The sequence below is a fragment of the Mesorhizobium sp. P2_C5_2 genome (genome assembly GCF_056404535.1).
In genome coordinates, this window is the sequence record NZ_JBFUDV010000004.1 from 295,480 (window position 1) to 311,646 (window position 16,167).

Annotated in this window: 14 protein-coding genes; 4 read left to right on the forward strand and 10 right to left on the reverse strand. The window is 62.3% G+C overall.

Translation table 11 applies throughout. From position 1 onward, the window contains the following. The first annotated feature begins 65 nt into the window (after window positions 1-65). Window positions 66-1,034 (forward strand): glycosyltransferase family 8 protein, encoded by a 969-nt coding sequence (locus AC1D1B_RS16570; RefSeq protein WP_477333569.1) that lies wholly within the window; start codon window positions 66-68, stop codon window positions 1,032-1,034. Window positions 1,035-1,085: 51 nt separating this feature from the next. Then, window positions 1,086-2,069 (forward strand): glycosyltransferase family 8 protein, encoded by a 984-nt coding sequence (locus AC1D1B_RS16575; protein WP_477333570.1) that lies wholly within the window; start codon window positions 1,086-1,088, stop codon window positions 2,067-2,069. 33 nt (window positions 2,070-2,102) lie between these two features. Here AC1D1B_RS16575 and AC1D1B_RS16580 read toward each other — a convergent pair whose 3' ends face one another. From AC1D1B_RS16580 to AC1D1B_RS16595, 4 genes are all read right to left on the reverse strand, one after another. Then, a complete protein-coding gene (locus AC1D1B_RS16580) occupies window positions 2,103-3,410 on the reverse strand; it encodes an O-antigen ligase family protein (RefSeq protein ID WP_477333906.1) in 1,308 nt (435 codons plus the stop codon). A 5-nt stretch (window positions 3,411-3,415) separates the two neighbouring features. Further along, window positions 3,416-4,951, reverse strand: a complete 1,536-nt coding sequence (locus AC1D1B_RS16585) for an undecaprenyl-phosphate glucose phosphotransferase (RefSeq protein WP_477333571.1) — start codon at window positions 4,949-4,951, stop codon at window positions 3,416-3,418. Between the two features lie 84 nt (window positions 4,952-5,035). After that, window positions 5,036-6,166 (reverse strand): glycosyltransferase, encoded by a 1,131-nt coding sequence (locus AC1D1B_RS16590; RefSeq protein WP_477333572.1) that lies wholly within the window; start codon window positions 6,164-6,166, stop codon window positions 5,036-5,038. A 7-nt stretch (window positions 6,167-6,173) separates the two neighbouring features. After that, the gene (locus AC1D1B_RS16595; RefSeq protein ID WP_181060702.1) at window positions 6,174-6,737 is read right to left on the reverse strand and encodes a polysaccharide biosynthesis/export family protein; all 564 of its coding nucleotides are present in this window, start codon (window positions 6,735-6,737) and stop codon (window positions 6,174-6,176) included. A 265-nt stretch (window positions 6,738-7,002) separates the two neighbouring features. On the opposite strand from AC1D1B_RS16595, the gene AC1D1B_RS16600 reads away from it, so the two are divergent. Further along, window positions 7,003-9,213: a GumC family protein gene (locus AC1D1B_RS16600; protein WP_477333573.1), complete on the forward strand. Its 2,211-nt coding sequence runs from the start codon at window positions 7,003-7,005 to the stop codon at window positions 9,211-9,213. Between the two features lie 150 nt (window positions 9,214-9,363). Here AC1D1B_RS16600 and AC1D1B_RS16605 read toward each other — a convergent pair whose 3' ends face one another. The 6 genes from AC1D1B_RS16605 to AC1D1B_RS16630 all read right to left on the reverse strand — a co-directional run bounded on the left by AC1D1B_RS16605 (window position 9,364) and on the right by AC1D1B_RS16630 (window position 15,188). Beyond that, the gene (locus tag AC1D1B_RS16605) at window positions 9,364-10,200 is read right to left on the reverse strand and encodes a GNAT family N-acetyltransferase (RefSeq protein WP_477333574.1); all 837 of its coding nucleotides are present in this window, start codon (window positions 10,198-10,200) and stop codon (window positions 9,364-9,366) included. A gap of 3 nt (window positions 10,201-10,203) precedes the next feature. Next, window positions 10,204-10,950, reverse strand: coding sequence for an aspartate/glutamate racemase family protein (locus tag AC1D1B_RS16610; protein ID WP_477333907.1), 747 nt, complete (start codon window positions 10,948-10,950; stop codon window positions 10,204-10,206). 2 nt (window positions 10,951-10,952) lie between these two features. Then, window positions 10,953-11,771, reverse strand: coding sequence for an ABC transporter permease (locus tag AC1D1B_RS16615; protein ID WP_352460127.1), 819 nt, complete (start codon window positions 11,769-11,771; stop codon window positions 10,953-10,955). A 1-nt stretch (window position 11,772) separates the two neighbouring features. Beyond that, complete coding sequence (locus tag AC1D1B_RS16620; protein WP_477333575.1) at window positions 11,773-12,684, reverse strand: ABC transporter permease; 912 nt, start codon at window positions 12,682-12,684, stop codon at window positions 11,773-11,775. A 91-nt stretch (window positions 12,685-12,775) separates the two neighbouring features. Continuing rightward, the gene (locus AC1D1B_RS16625; protein ID WP_477333576.1) at window positions 12,776-14,065 is read right to left on the reverse strand and encodes an ABC transporter substrate-binding protein; all 1,290 of its coding nucleotides are present in this window, start codon (window positions 14,063-14,065) and stop codon (window positions 12,776-12,778) included. A 34-nt stretch (window positions 14,066-14,099) separates the two neighbouring features. After that, window positions 14,100-15,188: an ABC transporter ATP-binding protein gene (locus AC1D1B_RS16630; protein WP_477333577.1), complete on the reverse strand. Its 1,089-nt coding sequence runs from the start codon at window positions 15,186-15,188 to the stop codon at window positions 14,100-14,102. 263 nt (window positions 15,189-15,451) lie between these two features. Here AC1D1B_RS16630 and AC1D1B_RS16635 point away from each other — a divergent pair, with 263 nt between their 5' ends. Then, on the forward strand, window positions 15,452-16,165 hold the full coding sequence (locus AC1D1B_RS16635; RefSeq protein ID WP_477333908.1) for a GntR family transcriptional regulator: 714 nt from the start codon (window positions 15,452-15,454) through the stop codon (window positions 16,163-16,165). Window positions 16,166-16,167 lie beyond the last annotated feature (2 nt).

The window sequence follows — 16,167 nt, forward strand, 5'->3', positions numbered from 1 at the left end:
TCCGGCCTTGTCGGCACAACGCCAAGACGGTATGGCTCGCCCAATATCGATAAGAAGGGTTGCGCGTGGCAAGTTCCTGTTTTTTTCTAGCGGCTGACGCCAACTATTTTCCGTATGCATGCTTGGCGGCGCGCAGAATTCTGGACGTTTCGGGAGACGCAACGCCAGGCTTCATCCTGCATGTCGGCGCACGCGATACCGATATGCGTGTTGCTGAACGCCTGCTGAAGAATCGTCTTCGCATAATGGACGTTTCGGCGCTGTTTGCGGAGGCTGGCCATACTTTCCGGCCAAGCAATGTCGGCACTTTTGTTCGGCTCTTCGCCGACCAACTGCCTCAGTTCGCGGACTATGACCGCATCGCCCACGTCGATTGTGATGTTCTCTTCAATCGAGATATCGGCGACCTGGTGGGCCAGACACTCCATGCTCCGTTGTTGGCCGCTCACGACGATTATATGTACTTCCGCCCGGGCTACCGGCAGAAGTTGTCGATGCAGCCGGGAGCGCCTTATTTCAATGCCGGTATCATCGTCTTCAATATGCCGCCGGTGCGTGAACAGGGACTTTTGCATCGCGCCAGGGATGTGGCCGTTGCCGGGCAGATGAACGATCAGAACGCGCTGAACATCGTCTTCGAGGGCAAGTGGCAGACCATGCACCCGAACTGGAATCTGATGTCTAACGACACCAGGGAATTTCGGTTCGCCCAAGCCTATGCGCGGCATTTCGCCGGCGGCAAGCCGTGGGGGAGCCAGGTCGACGTGGAGCCCGAGGCGCTTGCCGTCTGGCGCGATCTCGCAAAGGATACGCCCTGGCTTCAGCCCTTCCGGCAGCGCATTCCCTTTGAGCGGGGCGTCATGAGGCGGTTCGCCCGCAGGTTCGACGGCATCATGGGGATGCTGCCGAACAGGGATCGGTATCGGCGGCGAGCACGGTATGACGGCACCAAGGTCCACAAGATATATGCCGAGCATGCTGATGCGGATGCGATGGCTGTGCAGTTTCCAGAAAGACTCGGCGGATTCGACTGAGAACTACAACGAGCATTGACGGCTAGAGACGCAGGCAGCGGGTGGTGTGATATGTCGCAGAAATCGTGTTTCTTTTTTGCCGCCGACCAGAAATTCTTCCCCTTTGCCTGTTTGGCGGCGCGCCGCGTGCTGGATGTCTCAGCCCCCGTCGACGGCTTTATTTTGCACACCGGCACCATTCCCAGTGAAGACCGGTCTGCCGGCGAGCGTTTGCTCGGCGGGAGGATCGGCATCATCGACGTAACGAAGTTCATGGAGGCGACGAACTTCAACCGTGGAACGCATCCCACCCTTGCGACCTACATCAGGCTGTTCGCAGACCAATTGCCTGAGTTCGAGCCGTACGACCGCATTGCCTATTCCGACGCCGACGTGCTTTTCAACCGATCGATAACCGACCTCTGCAACGTCCCGCTCAGCGCTCCACTGCTGGCCTCACACGACGAGCAGACCTATTTCGATGCGAAGTACAGGCAACATCTGCCGGTGCAGCCTGGAGCGCCGAAATTCAATGCAGGCGTTCTTCTCTTCAACATGCCGCTGATCAAGCAGGAAGGGCTGCTGGAGCGTACGCGGCAGTTGGCGTCCGAGCATATCTACGGAATGGATCAAGGCGCGTTGAACGTGGCCTTCGAGGGTCGGTGGCAGACGATGCATCCGTTCTGGAACGTGATGACCAACTACACCAGTCAAATCCCTTTCAGCCGGTGCTACGCCCGCCACTTCGCCTGGGGCAAGCCTTGGGATCATCCACCGATCGGTGTCGAACTTGAAGCCATGGCGATCTATCGCGATCTGGCGAAAGGCACGCCCTGGGCCAGCCGCTTCAGCCGCAGCTGGCCGATCAAGCGTGGCATCATGAAGAACCTCGGACGCAAGTTCGACGCCATCAGCGGCATTTTGCTGAACGACGAGAAGCGCAAACGCAGGGCGAGGTTTGACGCGGAAAAGGTCAGCGCCGTCTTTGCCAGCCACGCCGACAATTCGATGCTTGCCGTGCAATACCCCGAGAGGGTTGCCGGCATCGCGAGATAAGTGAAATCTCTGCAATCCGTCAGCAGGGCGGAGTCATCCGAATTCGGCGGCTTTCCCATTGGTTCGGATTGCCGGCGCCCTCAACCCGCGCTGATGCCGGTATTCCAGCGCGATCGCGCCCCAGATCAGGCCGAGCAGCAGATAAAGGTGGCGCCAGTGGTCGATGTCGATGAAGGTGCCGAGCCCGATATTGCCGATGAAGGCGACGTAGGCGCACAAGAGATAGGGCTGCCACGGGCGATCGCGCAAAAGGATGCGGAAGCCGGCCCCTATCGTCCACAGCGTCAGCGACAGGAACGAGACGAAGCCGAGCCAGCCATAGTCCATCAGCGTCTTAAGCCAGATGTCGTGCGTGTCCTCGCCGAAGATGGTGCCGAAGACCAGCGGGCCGATGCCGAGCGGATGCTCGAGCGCCATCTGGAAGCCGATCGTGTAGCGGGCGAAACGGCCAAGCCGCGCCGTGTCATAGCTCTGTTCCAGCTGGGCGCGGCTGGAGAACATCTCGCTGACGCCGGGCAGTTGCAGGATGACGATCATGGCCACCACCAGCAGCGCGATGGCGGCGATGGTCATGATGACGACGCGCAGCCGGAACTTGCCGCTGTTGCTCTGCAGGAACAGGGCGCCGGTGAGCAGGATCGCCGAAACGGCGAACATGCCCCAGGCGCCGCGCGAGAATGAGAAGAAGATGCCGGCGGTGATGATCAGCAGCGGCACCGCCAGAAGCGGCATGCGCGCGATCGATCCGGTCAGGAGCAGATAGAGCAGATAGATGCCGGGCAGCACCAGAAACGGCCCGAACACGTTCGGATCCTGGAAGGCGCCCTGGGCACGGTCGTATCTGGTGAAGATGTCGGCGCCGGGGAAGGCGTGGAAATAGCCGGCAATGCCAAGCAGCGACGTCGCCACAGCCGCGAAGACATAGGCGATGAAGATCAGCCGGTAGAGGTTCGGCTGCACCGCCGTCACCGAGGCGAAGAACACCGCGGTGAAGGCGAGGAACAGCGAGACGGCGAGATAGAGCGGTGTGTTGGCGAGATCGGCCATCTGCGTCATGGCAATCATGCCGCCGATGTTCATCGTGATCAGCAGCACCAACAGCGGCACGGCCGCGCGCGATATGCGCAGGCCAAACAGCCCCCACACCCCGATCAGCCCGACCATGAAGAGATCGTAAGGCGCCGGCTCATCGATGACGAAGCCAGAGAGGAAGACGCCAAAAAACACCGCGCCCGAGGATATCAGTGCGATCAGTTTGGCGTTGACCGCCGAGGGCGGCAACGTGTTGACCGCCGAGGGCGGCAACGTGTTGACCGCGGCCTGCGGCAAATCATGGGAAATCGCGCTCAATAGGCGTTTTCCGTGTTGAGCAGCCGCAGCGGCGTCATGAACAGGATGCGCAAGTCGAACAGCATCGACCAGTTCTCGATGTAATAGAGGTCGTACTCCGTGCGCATGCGGATCTTTTCATTGGTATCCATCTCGCCGCGCCAGCCATTGATCTGCGCCCAGCCGGTGACGCCGGGCTTGACCTTGTGGCGGGCGAAATAGCCGTCGACCACCTCATTGTAGAGCAGGTTGTGCGACTGCGCGGCGATCGCATGCGGGCGCGGACCGACCAGCGACAGCGAGCCGAACAGCGAGTTGAAGAACTGCGGCAGTTCGTCGATCGAGCTCTTGCGGATGAAGCGGCCGACGCGGGTGACGCGCGGATCGTTCTTGGTCACCGTCTGCTTGGCGCTCGGGTCAGAGCGGTCGGTGTACATGGAACGGAATTTATAGACCTCGACGATCTCGTTGTTGAAGCCATGCCGCTTCTGTTTGAACAGCACCGGCCCCTTGCTGTCGAGCTTGATGGCGAGGGCCGTCACCAGCATCACCGGTGAAAACAGGATGATGCCGATCAGCGAAAAGACGATATCGAAGGCGCGCTTGGCGACCGAATCCCAGTCGTTGATCGGCCTGTCGAAGATGTCGAGCATCGGCACCGAGCCGATATAGGAGTAGGCGCGCGGGCGAAACTGCAGCGCGTTCGAATGCGCCGAGAGCCGGATGTCGACCGGCAGTACCCAGAGCTTCTTCAGCAACTGCAGCACGCGCGTTTCGGCAGTCAGCGGCAGCGACACGATCAGCATGTCGATGCGCGCGATGCGGGCGAATTCCATCAGCTCCGAAATGGTGCCGAGCTTGGGATAGCCGGCCACGATCGGTGGTGAGCGCTTGTCGCCGCGGTCATCGAAGATGCCGCAGATGCGGATGTCGTTGTAGGGTTGCTTTTCGACCGAGCGAATCAGCATCTCGGCCGCCTTGCCGCCGCCGACGATGACGGCGCGGCGTTCCATGCGTCCATCGCGCGCCCAGCGTCGGATCAGCTTCGACATCACCAGCCTGAGGCCAAACAGCAGAAGCAGGCCGACAACGAACCATGTGCCAAACAGCAGGCGCGAATAATCCTCCGACATCTTCATGATGAAGGCCGTCAGCGCCATCAGCGCGAAGGTGCCGGCCCAGACCGCCAGCACGCGGCCGAGGTTGGAGATCGGCCGCATCAAGGCGGAGATTTGGTAGCAATCGCTGACGTCGAGCAGCACCACGGCCAGGAACGACGCCGCGGCAATGGTCAGCGGATATTGCCAGGCGAGGTAGTTGAAGAAGCCGACAAAATGGAAGTAGAGCGCGAGCCCCGACAGGAACAGCAAACCGAATTCGACGATGCGCAGCACGCCGCTGACCATGACCGGCGACATCGTATCGCGGCGGTATTGCGAGGCGACCTGGCGGGCAACACTGTTCATGCCGCCGGGCGTGGGGCTCTCGGCAGGACCGTCGAATTTGCGCACCGCATCGGCCGAGAAGCGGCGCGTGGGGTCGGTCTCGTTCATCGGGTTTCCCACAAGCTTCCGCCGTGACCATAGCAGAAGAGAGCTAAAAAAACCTTGAGACAACTTGTGGTTTTGGGAGGTCGTCTATTTGCTGAGCGCGGCGAAATAGGCCTTTTCGATTTCGGCTGCCATCACATCGGCGCCGAATCGCGCCTTGAGGCTGGCGATGTCGGGCATGGCGCGCCGATAGGCGTCGAGATCGCGCAGCGCCTCGCCCATCTTGTCGCCGAGTTGGCGCGGATCGGGACGGATCAGGGCAGGGGAGCCCTCACCGAAGATTTCGGGTATGCCGCCGACGGCGGTGGCGATCATCGGCCTGCCGGCGGCCAGCGTCTCCAGCACGATATAGGGCATGGCTTCCGCGCGCGACGGCACGACCACGAGGTCGGCTAGCGCAAAGGCGTCCCTGGCTGGCATTGGCGGCAGGAAGCGAACCTGTTTTTCGAGCCCCAGCCGTTTCACCTGCGTGTGGTAGCGTGGCAGGTCGTCGCCGTCGCCGACCATGACAGCGGTCAAGCGACGCTCGAGCTGCGTGCCGGCCAGCGCCAGCGCGTCGATGAAGATGTCCGGGCCTTTGAGGTCACGCATCATGCCGATGTAGAGCAGGTCGGCTGCGTCGGGCAGTGTGATCACCGGCTCGAACTCGGCGGCGCGCAGGCCGTTATAGACCAGCGTGTTCGGGATCGGCGGCTCGCCGACCTTCCTGCGATATGTGCGCCGCTCATAGTCGGAGACGAACAGCAGGCAGTCGGTGAAGCGCGCCATGAAGCGCTCCAGAGCGAAGAACAGCTTTCCCGTGGTCGTCGTTTCGTCATAGTGGAGGGAGCCACCATGCGGCGAATAAAGGCGGGCTACGCGAGACCTTGATACCCGCAACAATGAGCCGAACAGACGGGCATAGGCGCCACCTTTGGCGCCGTGCCCATGCAACACGTCCGGCCGCAATTCCTTGATGATTCGATAGGTACGCCATGCCGAGGCGAGGTCGCCCGGTCCGACATGGCGCTGCATTGGTGTGCGATGGATACCCAGCGCCAGGCTGTCCTTCATCTGATCGAACAGGCGTTCCTCGTATTCGCCGCCCGTGGTCGAATCGCAGACGATGCCGACGACGTGCCCGGCGGCGAGCTGCGCCTCCGTCAGATCGCGCACATGCCGGAAGATCCCGCCGACGGGTGAGCGAAAGCAGTGGACGATCCTGAGCTGGTCCGCCACGTTGATGTCAGAACAGGCGTTCGCGAACGTAGACGGTATCGCCGGGCAGCAGTGGATCGGAGGTAACCACCCGCCCGGTCATCACCTTGCCGTTGATGTCGCGGGTGATGTCGACGCTTTCCTGGTTGGCGCGCGGCGAGAAGCCGCCGGCAATCGCAATCGCCTTCTGCACGGTCAGGCCCGGCACGTAGGAATACTGGCCGGCGGCGCCCACTTCGCCCATGACGAAGATCGGCCGGTAACGGTCGATCTCGACCGACACGTCGGGGTCGCGCAGATAGCCCTGGCGCAGTTTGTCGGCGAGCTCTTTTTCCAGCTGCTGGGCCGTGTGGCCACGTGCCGGCACAGCACCGACCAGCGGGAAGGACATGTAGCCGGACTGGTCGACGCTGTAGGTATTGGTCAGCCCGTCCTGCTCGAACACGGTGACGCGGACACGGTCGCCGGCGCCGAGCCGGTAGGGCTGGTCGAGTACCTCATGGAAAGCCGCCGGCGTCGGCCGGTAGCTGGAGCAGCCGGCGAGCATCGACACGGCCAGCAGAGCGCGAAACAGACCAGCAGCGCTTTTCATGATCGGACACACACCTTCGTCGCTGTGGCCGCCATGGCGCGGCGGCAAATCTTAAGGATCTGGGTTTGTTATCATCCTGTTAGGGTTAATGGCCGGTAAAGGGATGCGGCCGATTTGGCGGCAATCGACAAAAAGCCGAGTAGTTTCGCGGCCTTTGTTTACCTGGTGTCAGCAAACCCTAACGGGTGCTTACCGCGATCTTAACGGCTGAGTTACCATAGTTGTTTACGGTAACATCTAGACTCATGTTCCGGAGCAGGAATGCATGTCCGTTCAGTCCGCGGCCGCAGATGTCGATGTCGACCTGAGACAGCTCTTCGCCAGTCTGGCGAGGAACTGGCTGCGCATCCTTGTGGTCACGCTCATCGTCACCGGTCTCGCCTTCGCCTTCGCCTGGCTTGCCACGCCGCATTACAAGGCGACGACGCAGCTGAAAATCCAGCCGAGCGAATCGGCCTATACGCGGCCTGCCGGCACCAATGAAGACGACAAACCTGTGCTCGACCCGGAAGGCGTTGCAACCGAAGTCCAGGTCATTTCCTCATCCGACATTCTCAATAAGGTGGCTGGCGATCTGCATCTGGACAACAAGCCCGAATTCAACGATGCGCTCGGCATGTCGCCGGTGAGTCGGCTTCTGGTCATTGCCGGGCTAAAGAGTGACCCGGACGAGATTCCTCTCGAAGAGCGCGTGCTGACGAAGATGCGCGACAAGCTCAATGTCTATGGCGTGGAAAAGACGCGCGCCATCGCCGTCGAATTTTCCTCGGAAGATCGCGGGCTTGCCGCCGACATTCCGAATGCCATCGCCAAGGCCTACATGGCCTATCAGGCGGATGCCAAAACCAAGTCGAACGCCGCCGCGACCGCCTTCCTGGGGCCGCAGATCGACGAGTTGCAGAAGCAGGTCAGGGATGCCGAGGCCAAGGTCGCGGCCTTCCGGTCCGCCCAGTCGGACCTGTTGATGGGCGGCAACAATTCGGTGCTGGCGACACAGCAATTGTCCGAACTGTCGACCGAACTGTCGCGTGTGCGCGCCAACCGCGCCTCGGCCGAGGCGACTGCCGAAAGGGTGCGCCAGGCCTTGCAGAATGGCGGCTCGCTGGACGCTGTACCGGAAGTTCTGTCTTCCGACCTGATTCAGCGGCTGCGTGAGCGTCAGATCGAGCTCAGGACCAACATCGCCGATCTTTCCACAACCTTGCTCGACAACCACCCGCGTCTGCGGGCGCTGAGGTCCCAGCTAGCCGATCTCGACGGCCAGATCCGCAACGAAGCGCAAAAGGTCATGCGCGGGTTGCTGACGCAGGCGCAGACCGCCCAGGCGCGCGAAAACCAGCTCATCTCGGACGTCAACAAGCTGAAGGCGGCATCGTCGCGCGCCGGCGAGGAGCAGGTCCAGCTGGATGCGCTGCAGCGTGAGGCGAACGTCCGGCGCCAGCAGCTTGAATCCTATATGACAAGTTTTCGCGAAGTGTCCTCGCGCAAGAATTATCTTCCGGTCGATGCCAGTGTGTTTTCCGCGGCGCGCGTGCCTTCGGAGCCCTATTTCCCCAAACTTGTCCCGATCGTCGGCGCTGCTTTCGTCGGCTCGCTGTTGCTGATGTCGGTCATCACGCTTTTGCAGGAGCTGTTTTCGGGCCGCGCCATGCGTCCGGCCCCCGGCGCTCGCTTCGAGCGCATCGAACAGGTTGCGATGCCGGCCATGTCGGCGCCGGTCGTCGAGCCGGAACCGGCGGCAGCGACCGAGGAGGCGGAAGATCGGCCGACGGACATGGAATCCGAGCTGGAGCTCAAGCCTGAGCCCGAGCCGGCTCCCGCAGCGCTGGAAGAAGCAGCGGTTGTGGACGCCGAACCCGAACCGGTGCGCTCCAGCCTTGGCGAGATCGATGTCGAGAAGGCCGCCGAAAAGCTGATCGCCAGCGGCGCGGCGCGTGCCATCTTCGTGTCGCCTGAGGGCGATGAGGCCGCGGCCTCGGCAGTGCTGGTGGCGCGCGAAGTCTCCGACGCTGGCCTGCGCGTGCTGCTGCTCGACCTGACTGCATCGGGCGCCGCCTCGCGGCCGATGCTGGACAGCGGACTTTTCGCCGGCATCACCAATCTGCTGGCCTCGGAAGCGCAGTTCAGCGATGTCATCCACGCCGACCTTTATTCGGACTGCCATGTCGTTCCCGTCGGCACCGCCGACCCGGTTCGCGCCATGCGCGCCGCCGATCGGCTGCCGATCATCATGCAGTCGCTGACCACCGCCTATGATCTGGTCATTGTCGAATGCGGACCGGCCGACGCGAACGGTATCAGCCGACTGGTCGGCGACAGCACCGAGGTCTTCCTCTCCATGCTGCAAGCGGACGATGAGGTGGCGCAGGCCGCCGTCAAGTTGATCGAAAGCGGCTATCCCGACCTCACTCTGGTGACGCCGGTAGGCCATGAGACGCCGGGAAACCCCGTGCCGGGACGACGTAGCGCCGCCTGAGCCATCAGACACTTCTACTTAGGCGGCGCCCACCAGTTTCTTGCAGAGTCGATCGTCCATTGCGCGCGGGCTCCCAAAAACCAAAGCTGTCAGCTGCGCGGCGTGAAGAAACGCAAGCGCCTGGCCAAGCCTGTCAGGCTGCGCCGGGATCTACCCTAACTCCAGGGTCGTCACGCCAAATATTCGGCGCGAGTCGACCTTCGGAGGCGGGCCTTTGTACATGCGGGTGGTGGTGAAGGTCGGCCTGAAACCAATCGCTGCAAGCGCGGTCGTGAAATCGATATTGTCGGCTGGAACGTCGATATGCATCTCGCCGCCTTCGCATGCACCAGCCAGACCGCCCAAGAGTTGCATCGCGGTCTCGGTGTCGTCGGCAAACAGCGGGCCGATCTTGTAACCCGAACGGCAGGGACGAGCCACGGCGTAACCTATAGTACCAAGTGAACTGATCGCGGCGAACCCGCAATGCGGTGGCTGCGCCCAACGGTGCAGGAAGGCTCGCCGAGGTGCGGGGAAACAGCGGGCGTCATAGGCGATGATGTCGGGCACGAGTTGCGTGGTTATCATGCGCACCCCTTCGCTTCGGACGGGTGGGATCGCGGTACGGCCACTGAAGCGGATGGTTTCGTAAGCCGGCCTGAATCCCTTACGCCGGTAGTTAGCCAACTGCGCCGCGACGCCGTCGAGGCCGACCGTTCGGCCGGCCAGCCTGGCCATGCCGACGCTCCAGACCGCTTTGCCATGGCCTTGGCCGCGCATATCTGGTCGGCAGATGTAGAGACCGATGAAACCGAAATTGCCGCCATAGGCGACAGCCGATATGGCTGCGACCAACTCGTTGCCGACAAAGGCGCCGATGAAGCCTTCAGGGTCGGTTGGCTGAAACGCGGCGGCATCGTCAAGGCCAGGGTTCCAGCCTTCGGCGGCCGCCCAGTCGATTAGAACGGCCAGTTCTTGCAGCGATAGCGCACGGATGGTCGGCTTCATGGCTCACTCCGCGGCGATAGTCCCGGGCGAGAAGGATTTCAGCACGCCGCGGTAGGACTTGGCCAGCGGGCTGGCATAGGCACCGCGCTTCGAGGTCGACAGCCCCAAGGCGATCAGCGCCTCGGCCTGCTTGACCGCCGCGCCGACGCCGTCGATGACCGGCAGGTCGAACTCCTCTTGCAATTGGTGGGCGAGGTCGGCCATGCCGGCGCAGCCGAGCACGATGGCCTCCGCGCGGTCCTCCTCAATGGCACGGGCAATCTCGCCGCGCAGTTTCTCGACGGCGCCCGACGCCGGATCTTCAAGTGCAAGGACCGCAATGTCGGCGGCGCGCACGCGGGCGCGCCCGGCCATGCCGTAGCGCTGCACCAGCCCCTCGACAGGGACACGCGAGCGTTCGGTGGTCGTTACGACTGTGAAGCGCTGGGCAATGTACGAGGCGACACTGAGCGCGGCCTCACAGATGCCGATGACCGGAATGGAGGCCATGGCGCGTGCCGCATCCAGGCCGGTATCGTCGAAGCAGGCGATGATGGCGGCCTGCGCCCCGGCACGCTCGCCGGCGGCGATCTCCATCAAAAGACCGGGCACGGCCAATGCCTCGTCATAATAGCCCTCGATCGAGGCCGGACCCATCGAGGAGGTGACCGCGATCACCTCGGTCCAGGCGCCGGCAACGCCGCGCGCCGCCGCCGCGATCGTCTCAGTCATGCTCGCCGTCGTGTTGGGGTTCACCACCAGTATCTGCACAATCAAACCCTGGCCCGCCTGCGGCCGACATAGAGGATGGCGCCCAGTGTGGCCAGGATCACCAGAAAGGAGAACACGGTGGTCACCGTGCCCAGTGCGTAGAGCACCGGCGTCGTGACATTGGTGGTCATGCCGTAGATCTCGAGCGGCAGCGTGTTGAAGGTGCCCGACGTCATCAGCGTGCGGGCGAACTCGTCATAGGAGAGCGTGAAGCCGAACAGGCCGACGCCGATCAGGCTCGGCGCGATCATCGGCAGCACGACATGGGCGAAGGTCTGCCAGGAGTTGGCGCCCAGGTCACGCGCGGCTTCCTCATAGGCGGGCGAGAAGCGGTTGAAGACGGCAAACATGATCAGCACCCCAAAAGGCAAGGTCCAGGTCAGGTGCGCGCCGAAGGCTGAGGTGTACCAGGCCGGGCGGAAGCCGACCTGCTGGAAGACGACACCGATGCCCAACGAAATGATGATCGAGGGTACGACGAGGCTGGCGACCGCCAGGTAGAACAGCGCGGTAGCGCCACGAAATTTTTGCCGGAAAGCGAGCCCTGCGAGCAGCGACACGACGACGGTGACGATCATCACCATCAGGCCGAGCACGAGCGAGCGCTTGAAGCTGCCGCCGAAATCGCCGACCGCCTGGCGCTCGAACAGATTGGCGAACCAGTGCAGCGACACGCCATTGAGCGGGAAGGTGAGGCCGCCGGTCTCGCCTTGGAAAGAAAGGATCAGGATTGCCGATAGCGGGCCGTAGAGGAACAGGACGAAGAGAGTGAAGAAGGCCGCAAGCACATAGAATTCGAGGGTGCGTTTTTCGTGGCTCACCTCAAAGCTCCTTGCGGATGTCGACGATGCGCAGGATGCCGGCGACCATCAACAGCACCAACACCAGCAACACCACGGCATTGGCAGCGGCTGCGGGATATTGCAGCAATGACATCTGGTTCTTCATCATCAGTGCGACCGACGCGCTCTGGCCGCCCGACATCACCTGCACGGTGGAGAAATCGGCCATCACCAGCGTGACGACGAAGATGGTGCCGATCGCCATGCCGGGCTTGGCCAGCGGGATGATGACGTTCCATAGCACCTGCCAGCCGGACGCGCCGGCATCGCGTGCGGCCTCGACCAGCGAGCGGTCGATGCGCATCAACGTGTTGAAGATCGGCGTTACCATGAACAGCGTGTAGAGATGCACCATGGCCAGCACCACGGCGAATTCCGAATAGAGCAGCCATTCGATGGGTTTTGGCACCAGGCCTAGCTGCACCAGCGTCGAGTTGATCAGCCCGTTGCGGCCAAGAACCGGGATCCACGAGATCATGCGGATGATGTTGGAGGTCAGGAACGGCACGGTGCAGACCAGGAACAGCACCATCTGCATGGCCGTGGTGCGGATGTGGAAGGCCAGGAAATAGGCGACCCAGAAGCCGATGAACAAGGTCAGCGCCCAGACGATGGCCGCGAATTTGATTGTGTTGAGATAGGTCTTCCACGTCACCCAGGAGCCAAGCACGTCGGAATAGTTCGTCGTCAGGAAATCCGGATACATGGCGGCGAAGTCGTAATCCCAAAAAGACACGACGGCGATCATGATGATAGGCAGCAGCAGGAACGCACCGAGGATGAGCGCCAGCGGCGCTGACTGCAAATAAGGCGTGACGGCACCGAGCGTGAAGCGGCGGCGCTTGCTGGGATTGGCGGCGGCGATGGCGGGGCGTTCGAGCGCGACTGTCATCAATGCTCTCGGGTTTGGCGATGCGGCCTGAGCCGCGTTCCCTTCTCCCAGAAGCGGGAGAAGGGGTAGAGGAGGGACGCTGCTTGTTCCCTTACGCCGCGATAAACTCGTTCCAGCGCTTCACCATGTAGCGGTCCTCGTCCATGACCGAGTTCCAGCAGGCGACCTTGCCCATGCGTTCTTCGAACGAGCCGCCGTCGCGTACGGCGCCGGCCTTTTCCATGACGGTGCCATCCGGTGCCTTGATCTCGCCCTTGGCGGGCTTGCCCTCGATCCAGTAGCCCCATTCGTCCTCGGACATGAACTTCTTGGCCGAGACCATATTGGCGGAATAGTAGCCCTGGCGGTTGAGATAGCCGCCGACCCAGCCCGACGTATACCAGTTGATGTATTCATAGGCGGCGTCGAGCTCGGCGCCCTTGAGGTGGGCGGCGAGGCCCAGGCCACCGCCCCACGAGCGGTAGCCCTCCTTGAGCGGCTGGAAGCGGCAGGCGATGCCCTTGGAGCGCACGGCGGCGACGGCCGGTGACCACATCGACTGGATGACCACTTCGCCCGATGCCATCAGGTTGACACTCTCGTCGAACGACTTCCAGAAGGCACGGAACTGGCCGGCCTGCTTGGCTTTGATCAGGAAGTCGATCGTCTTGTCGATCTCTTCCTTGGTCATGTTGCCCTTGTCGGCATATTTGATGTTGCCGGTGGCCTCCATGATCATGGCCGCATCCATGATGCCGATGGACGGAATGTTGAGGATAGCTGTCTTGCCCTTGAAGGCCGGGTCCATGATGTCGGCCCAGGTGGTGATGTCGCGGCCGACGAGGTCGGGCCGGATGCCCAACGTATCGGCGTTGTAGATGGTCGGCACCATGGTGAACCAGTTGGTCGGCGCCTTGGCGAAGGTCTTTGAGTCCTGCGCCTCGACATAGCCGACGGTGTGCGGCGCGGTGCCCTGGGCGATGACGCTATCCGGAGTCAGCTTGCCGGTTTTGAACAGCGGCACCAGCTCGTTGTAATATTTCAACTTGCTGACATCCATCGGCTGAAGCACGCCGCTCGGGAACACCTTCTTGCAGATCCAATATTCGATGTCGGCGATGTCGTAGCTGTCGGGCTGGGTCACGGCGCGCTGGGCCGCGGCATCGGAATCGGTCGCCGTCATTTCCAGCGTGATGCCGAGGTCGGCCTTGCACTTGTCGGCAATGGCATTGAGGTTCGACACGCCGGTGCCGAACTGGCGCAGCGTGATGTTGGACTGCGCCCAGATGGTCGGGAAGCCTGTGATGACGCCCGAGCCTGCGGCGAGGCCGACGGCGGCGGCACCCGTCTTGAGCAGCGAGCGGCGCGAAATGCCAGTCTTGGTTTCTATAGTGTTTGTCATGCTTATTCCCCTGTTTTGTTTTGCTTCGTTGAATTCATGAGTGAAGGCGCCCGAGGACGATGGCGTCCTCGGAATCCCACGCGAGCGGTACGGCGTCGCCAAGAGCGACGGGTCGGGCGAAGAAGTCGGAGTCGTCGATGATGACGGTGAAATCGTCGATACCGGCGCCGGTGATCGACAGCTTCACCGTGGCGCCGCGATATTCGATGTTGGAGACGATGCCGGTGAAGCCGAGGCCGGGCGAGGGTGGCTCGCCGATGCGCACATGGTCGGTGCGGATCGCGATGTCGATCGAGGCTCCCGCTTCCTGGCCTCGTCCGCAGGCAGCGAGCGAGCCGCCGCCATTGACGTCGAATACGACCATGCCGTCACGCTCGCCGGTGACCCGGCCGGATATGACATTGTGGTCGCCCATGAAGCGCGCGACGAAGGCGGTGGCCGGCCGCTCGAACACCTCGCGCGGGGGCGCGGCCTGTTCGATGCGGCCGTCATTCATCACCACGATCAGGTCCGCCAAGGCCATGGCCTCTTCCTGGCTGTGGGTGACGTGGACAAAGGTTATGCCGAGCGAGGTCTGCAATTTCTTCAGTTCGGCGCGCATGCGTATCTTCAGGAACGGGTCGAGCGCTGACAGCGGCTCGTCGAGCAGCAGCGCCTCGGGATCGGTGATCAGCGCCCGCGCCAACGCCACGCGCTGCTGCTGGCCGCCGGAAAGCTGCGCTGGCCGGCGCGTCGCATAGGCTTCCATCTGCATCAGCTTGAGCATGTCGAGCGCCTTGGCGCGGCGCTGTTCCTTGTCGACGCCCTTCATCTTCAGGCTGAAGGCGACATTGTCGATGAGGTCGAGATGCGGAAACAGCGCATAGGACTGGAACATCATCGCCGTGCCACGCTTGGCCGGCGGCAGGTCGGTGACGACGGTGTTGCCGAGGCGGACATCGCCCGATGAAATGCTTTCATGCCCGGCGATCATGCGCAGTGTTGAGGTCTTGCCGCAGCCGGAGGGACCCAGCAGGCAGCAATAGGTGCCTGCCGGTATTTTTAGGCTGATGGCCTCGACGGCGGTCGTCATTCCGTAAACTTTCGAAACGGACACGATGTCGATCTCGGCGGCTTTTGACATTCAGGCTTCCCCGTTTGGTCGCATTAACCAAAGCATCATGCGTGCCAGTTCGGGGGCGAGCGGCCAAGCGATTGAATTGTCTGAAAAATCAGGTTTCCGGATTGCTGCCTATCTGGCTGGCTGCCTTGTGCATTGCACAAATTATGGGCGATTGTGCGCGATCTGCACAAGAATCGTATGCAATCTTTTTTGCCTTCGTGTTCACTTTGTCTCTCGTGCGGCGGGGACGAGTCGCGCTAGAAGGGGCCGGGAACATCATCGCCATGAACATTGCCGATCAGATCTATTCCGCAGCCGATAGCGCCAATCAGGATCGCGCCCAGGCGATCCGCGATAATCTGCGCGACGCCATCGTCGACCGCCGGCTGGCGCCAGGCACTAAGCTGTCGGAAGGCGAGGTCGGCACGCTGTTTGACGTCTCGCGCACCGTCGCGCGCGCGGCGCTGCAGATGCTGTCGTTCGAGGGGTTGGTGCGTACCGAGCGAAACCGTGGCGCCTTCGTTGCCAACCCGTCGCCCGAGGAAGCGCGCCAGGTGTTCGCCTCCCGCCGGCTGATCGAGCCGGGCATCGCGATCGCTGCCTGCGGGCGCGTGACCGCGGCCAACCTTACTGCGTTCAGGGCACAACTCGACGAGGAAGGTCGCTTCATCGCCGAGCGCGGCCCGACCGCGCGGCGCTCAGAAATCAAGGCATCAGGCGATTTCCACCTGCTGCTCGCCTCCGTCGCCGGCAACGCCATCCTGCAACGCTTCATGGAGGAACTGGTGGCGCGTTCGTCGTTGGTGATTGCCCTTTACGGACGGTCTGGCGTGTCGGCCTGTGGGCACAGCGAGCACACGGAAATTGTCGGCGCGCTGGAGAGCGGCGACTCCGGCTTGGCAAGCCGGCTGATGCTGCACCATATCGACCACATAGAAGCAGATCTCGATCTGCGAGTCAGGGCCGGTCCAGCGCTCCGCGAGGCTCTGAATTTTTGACG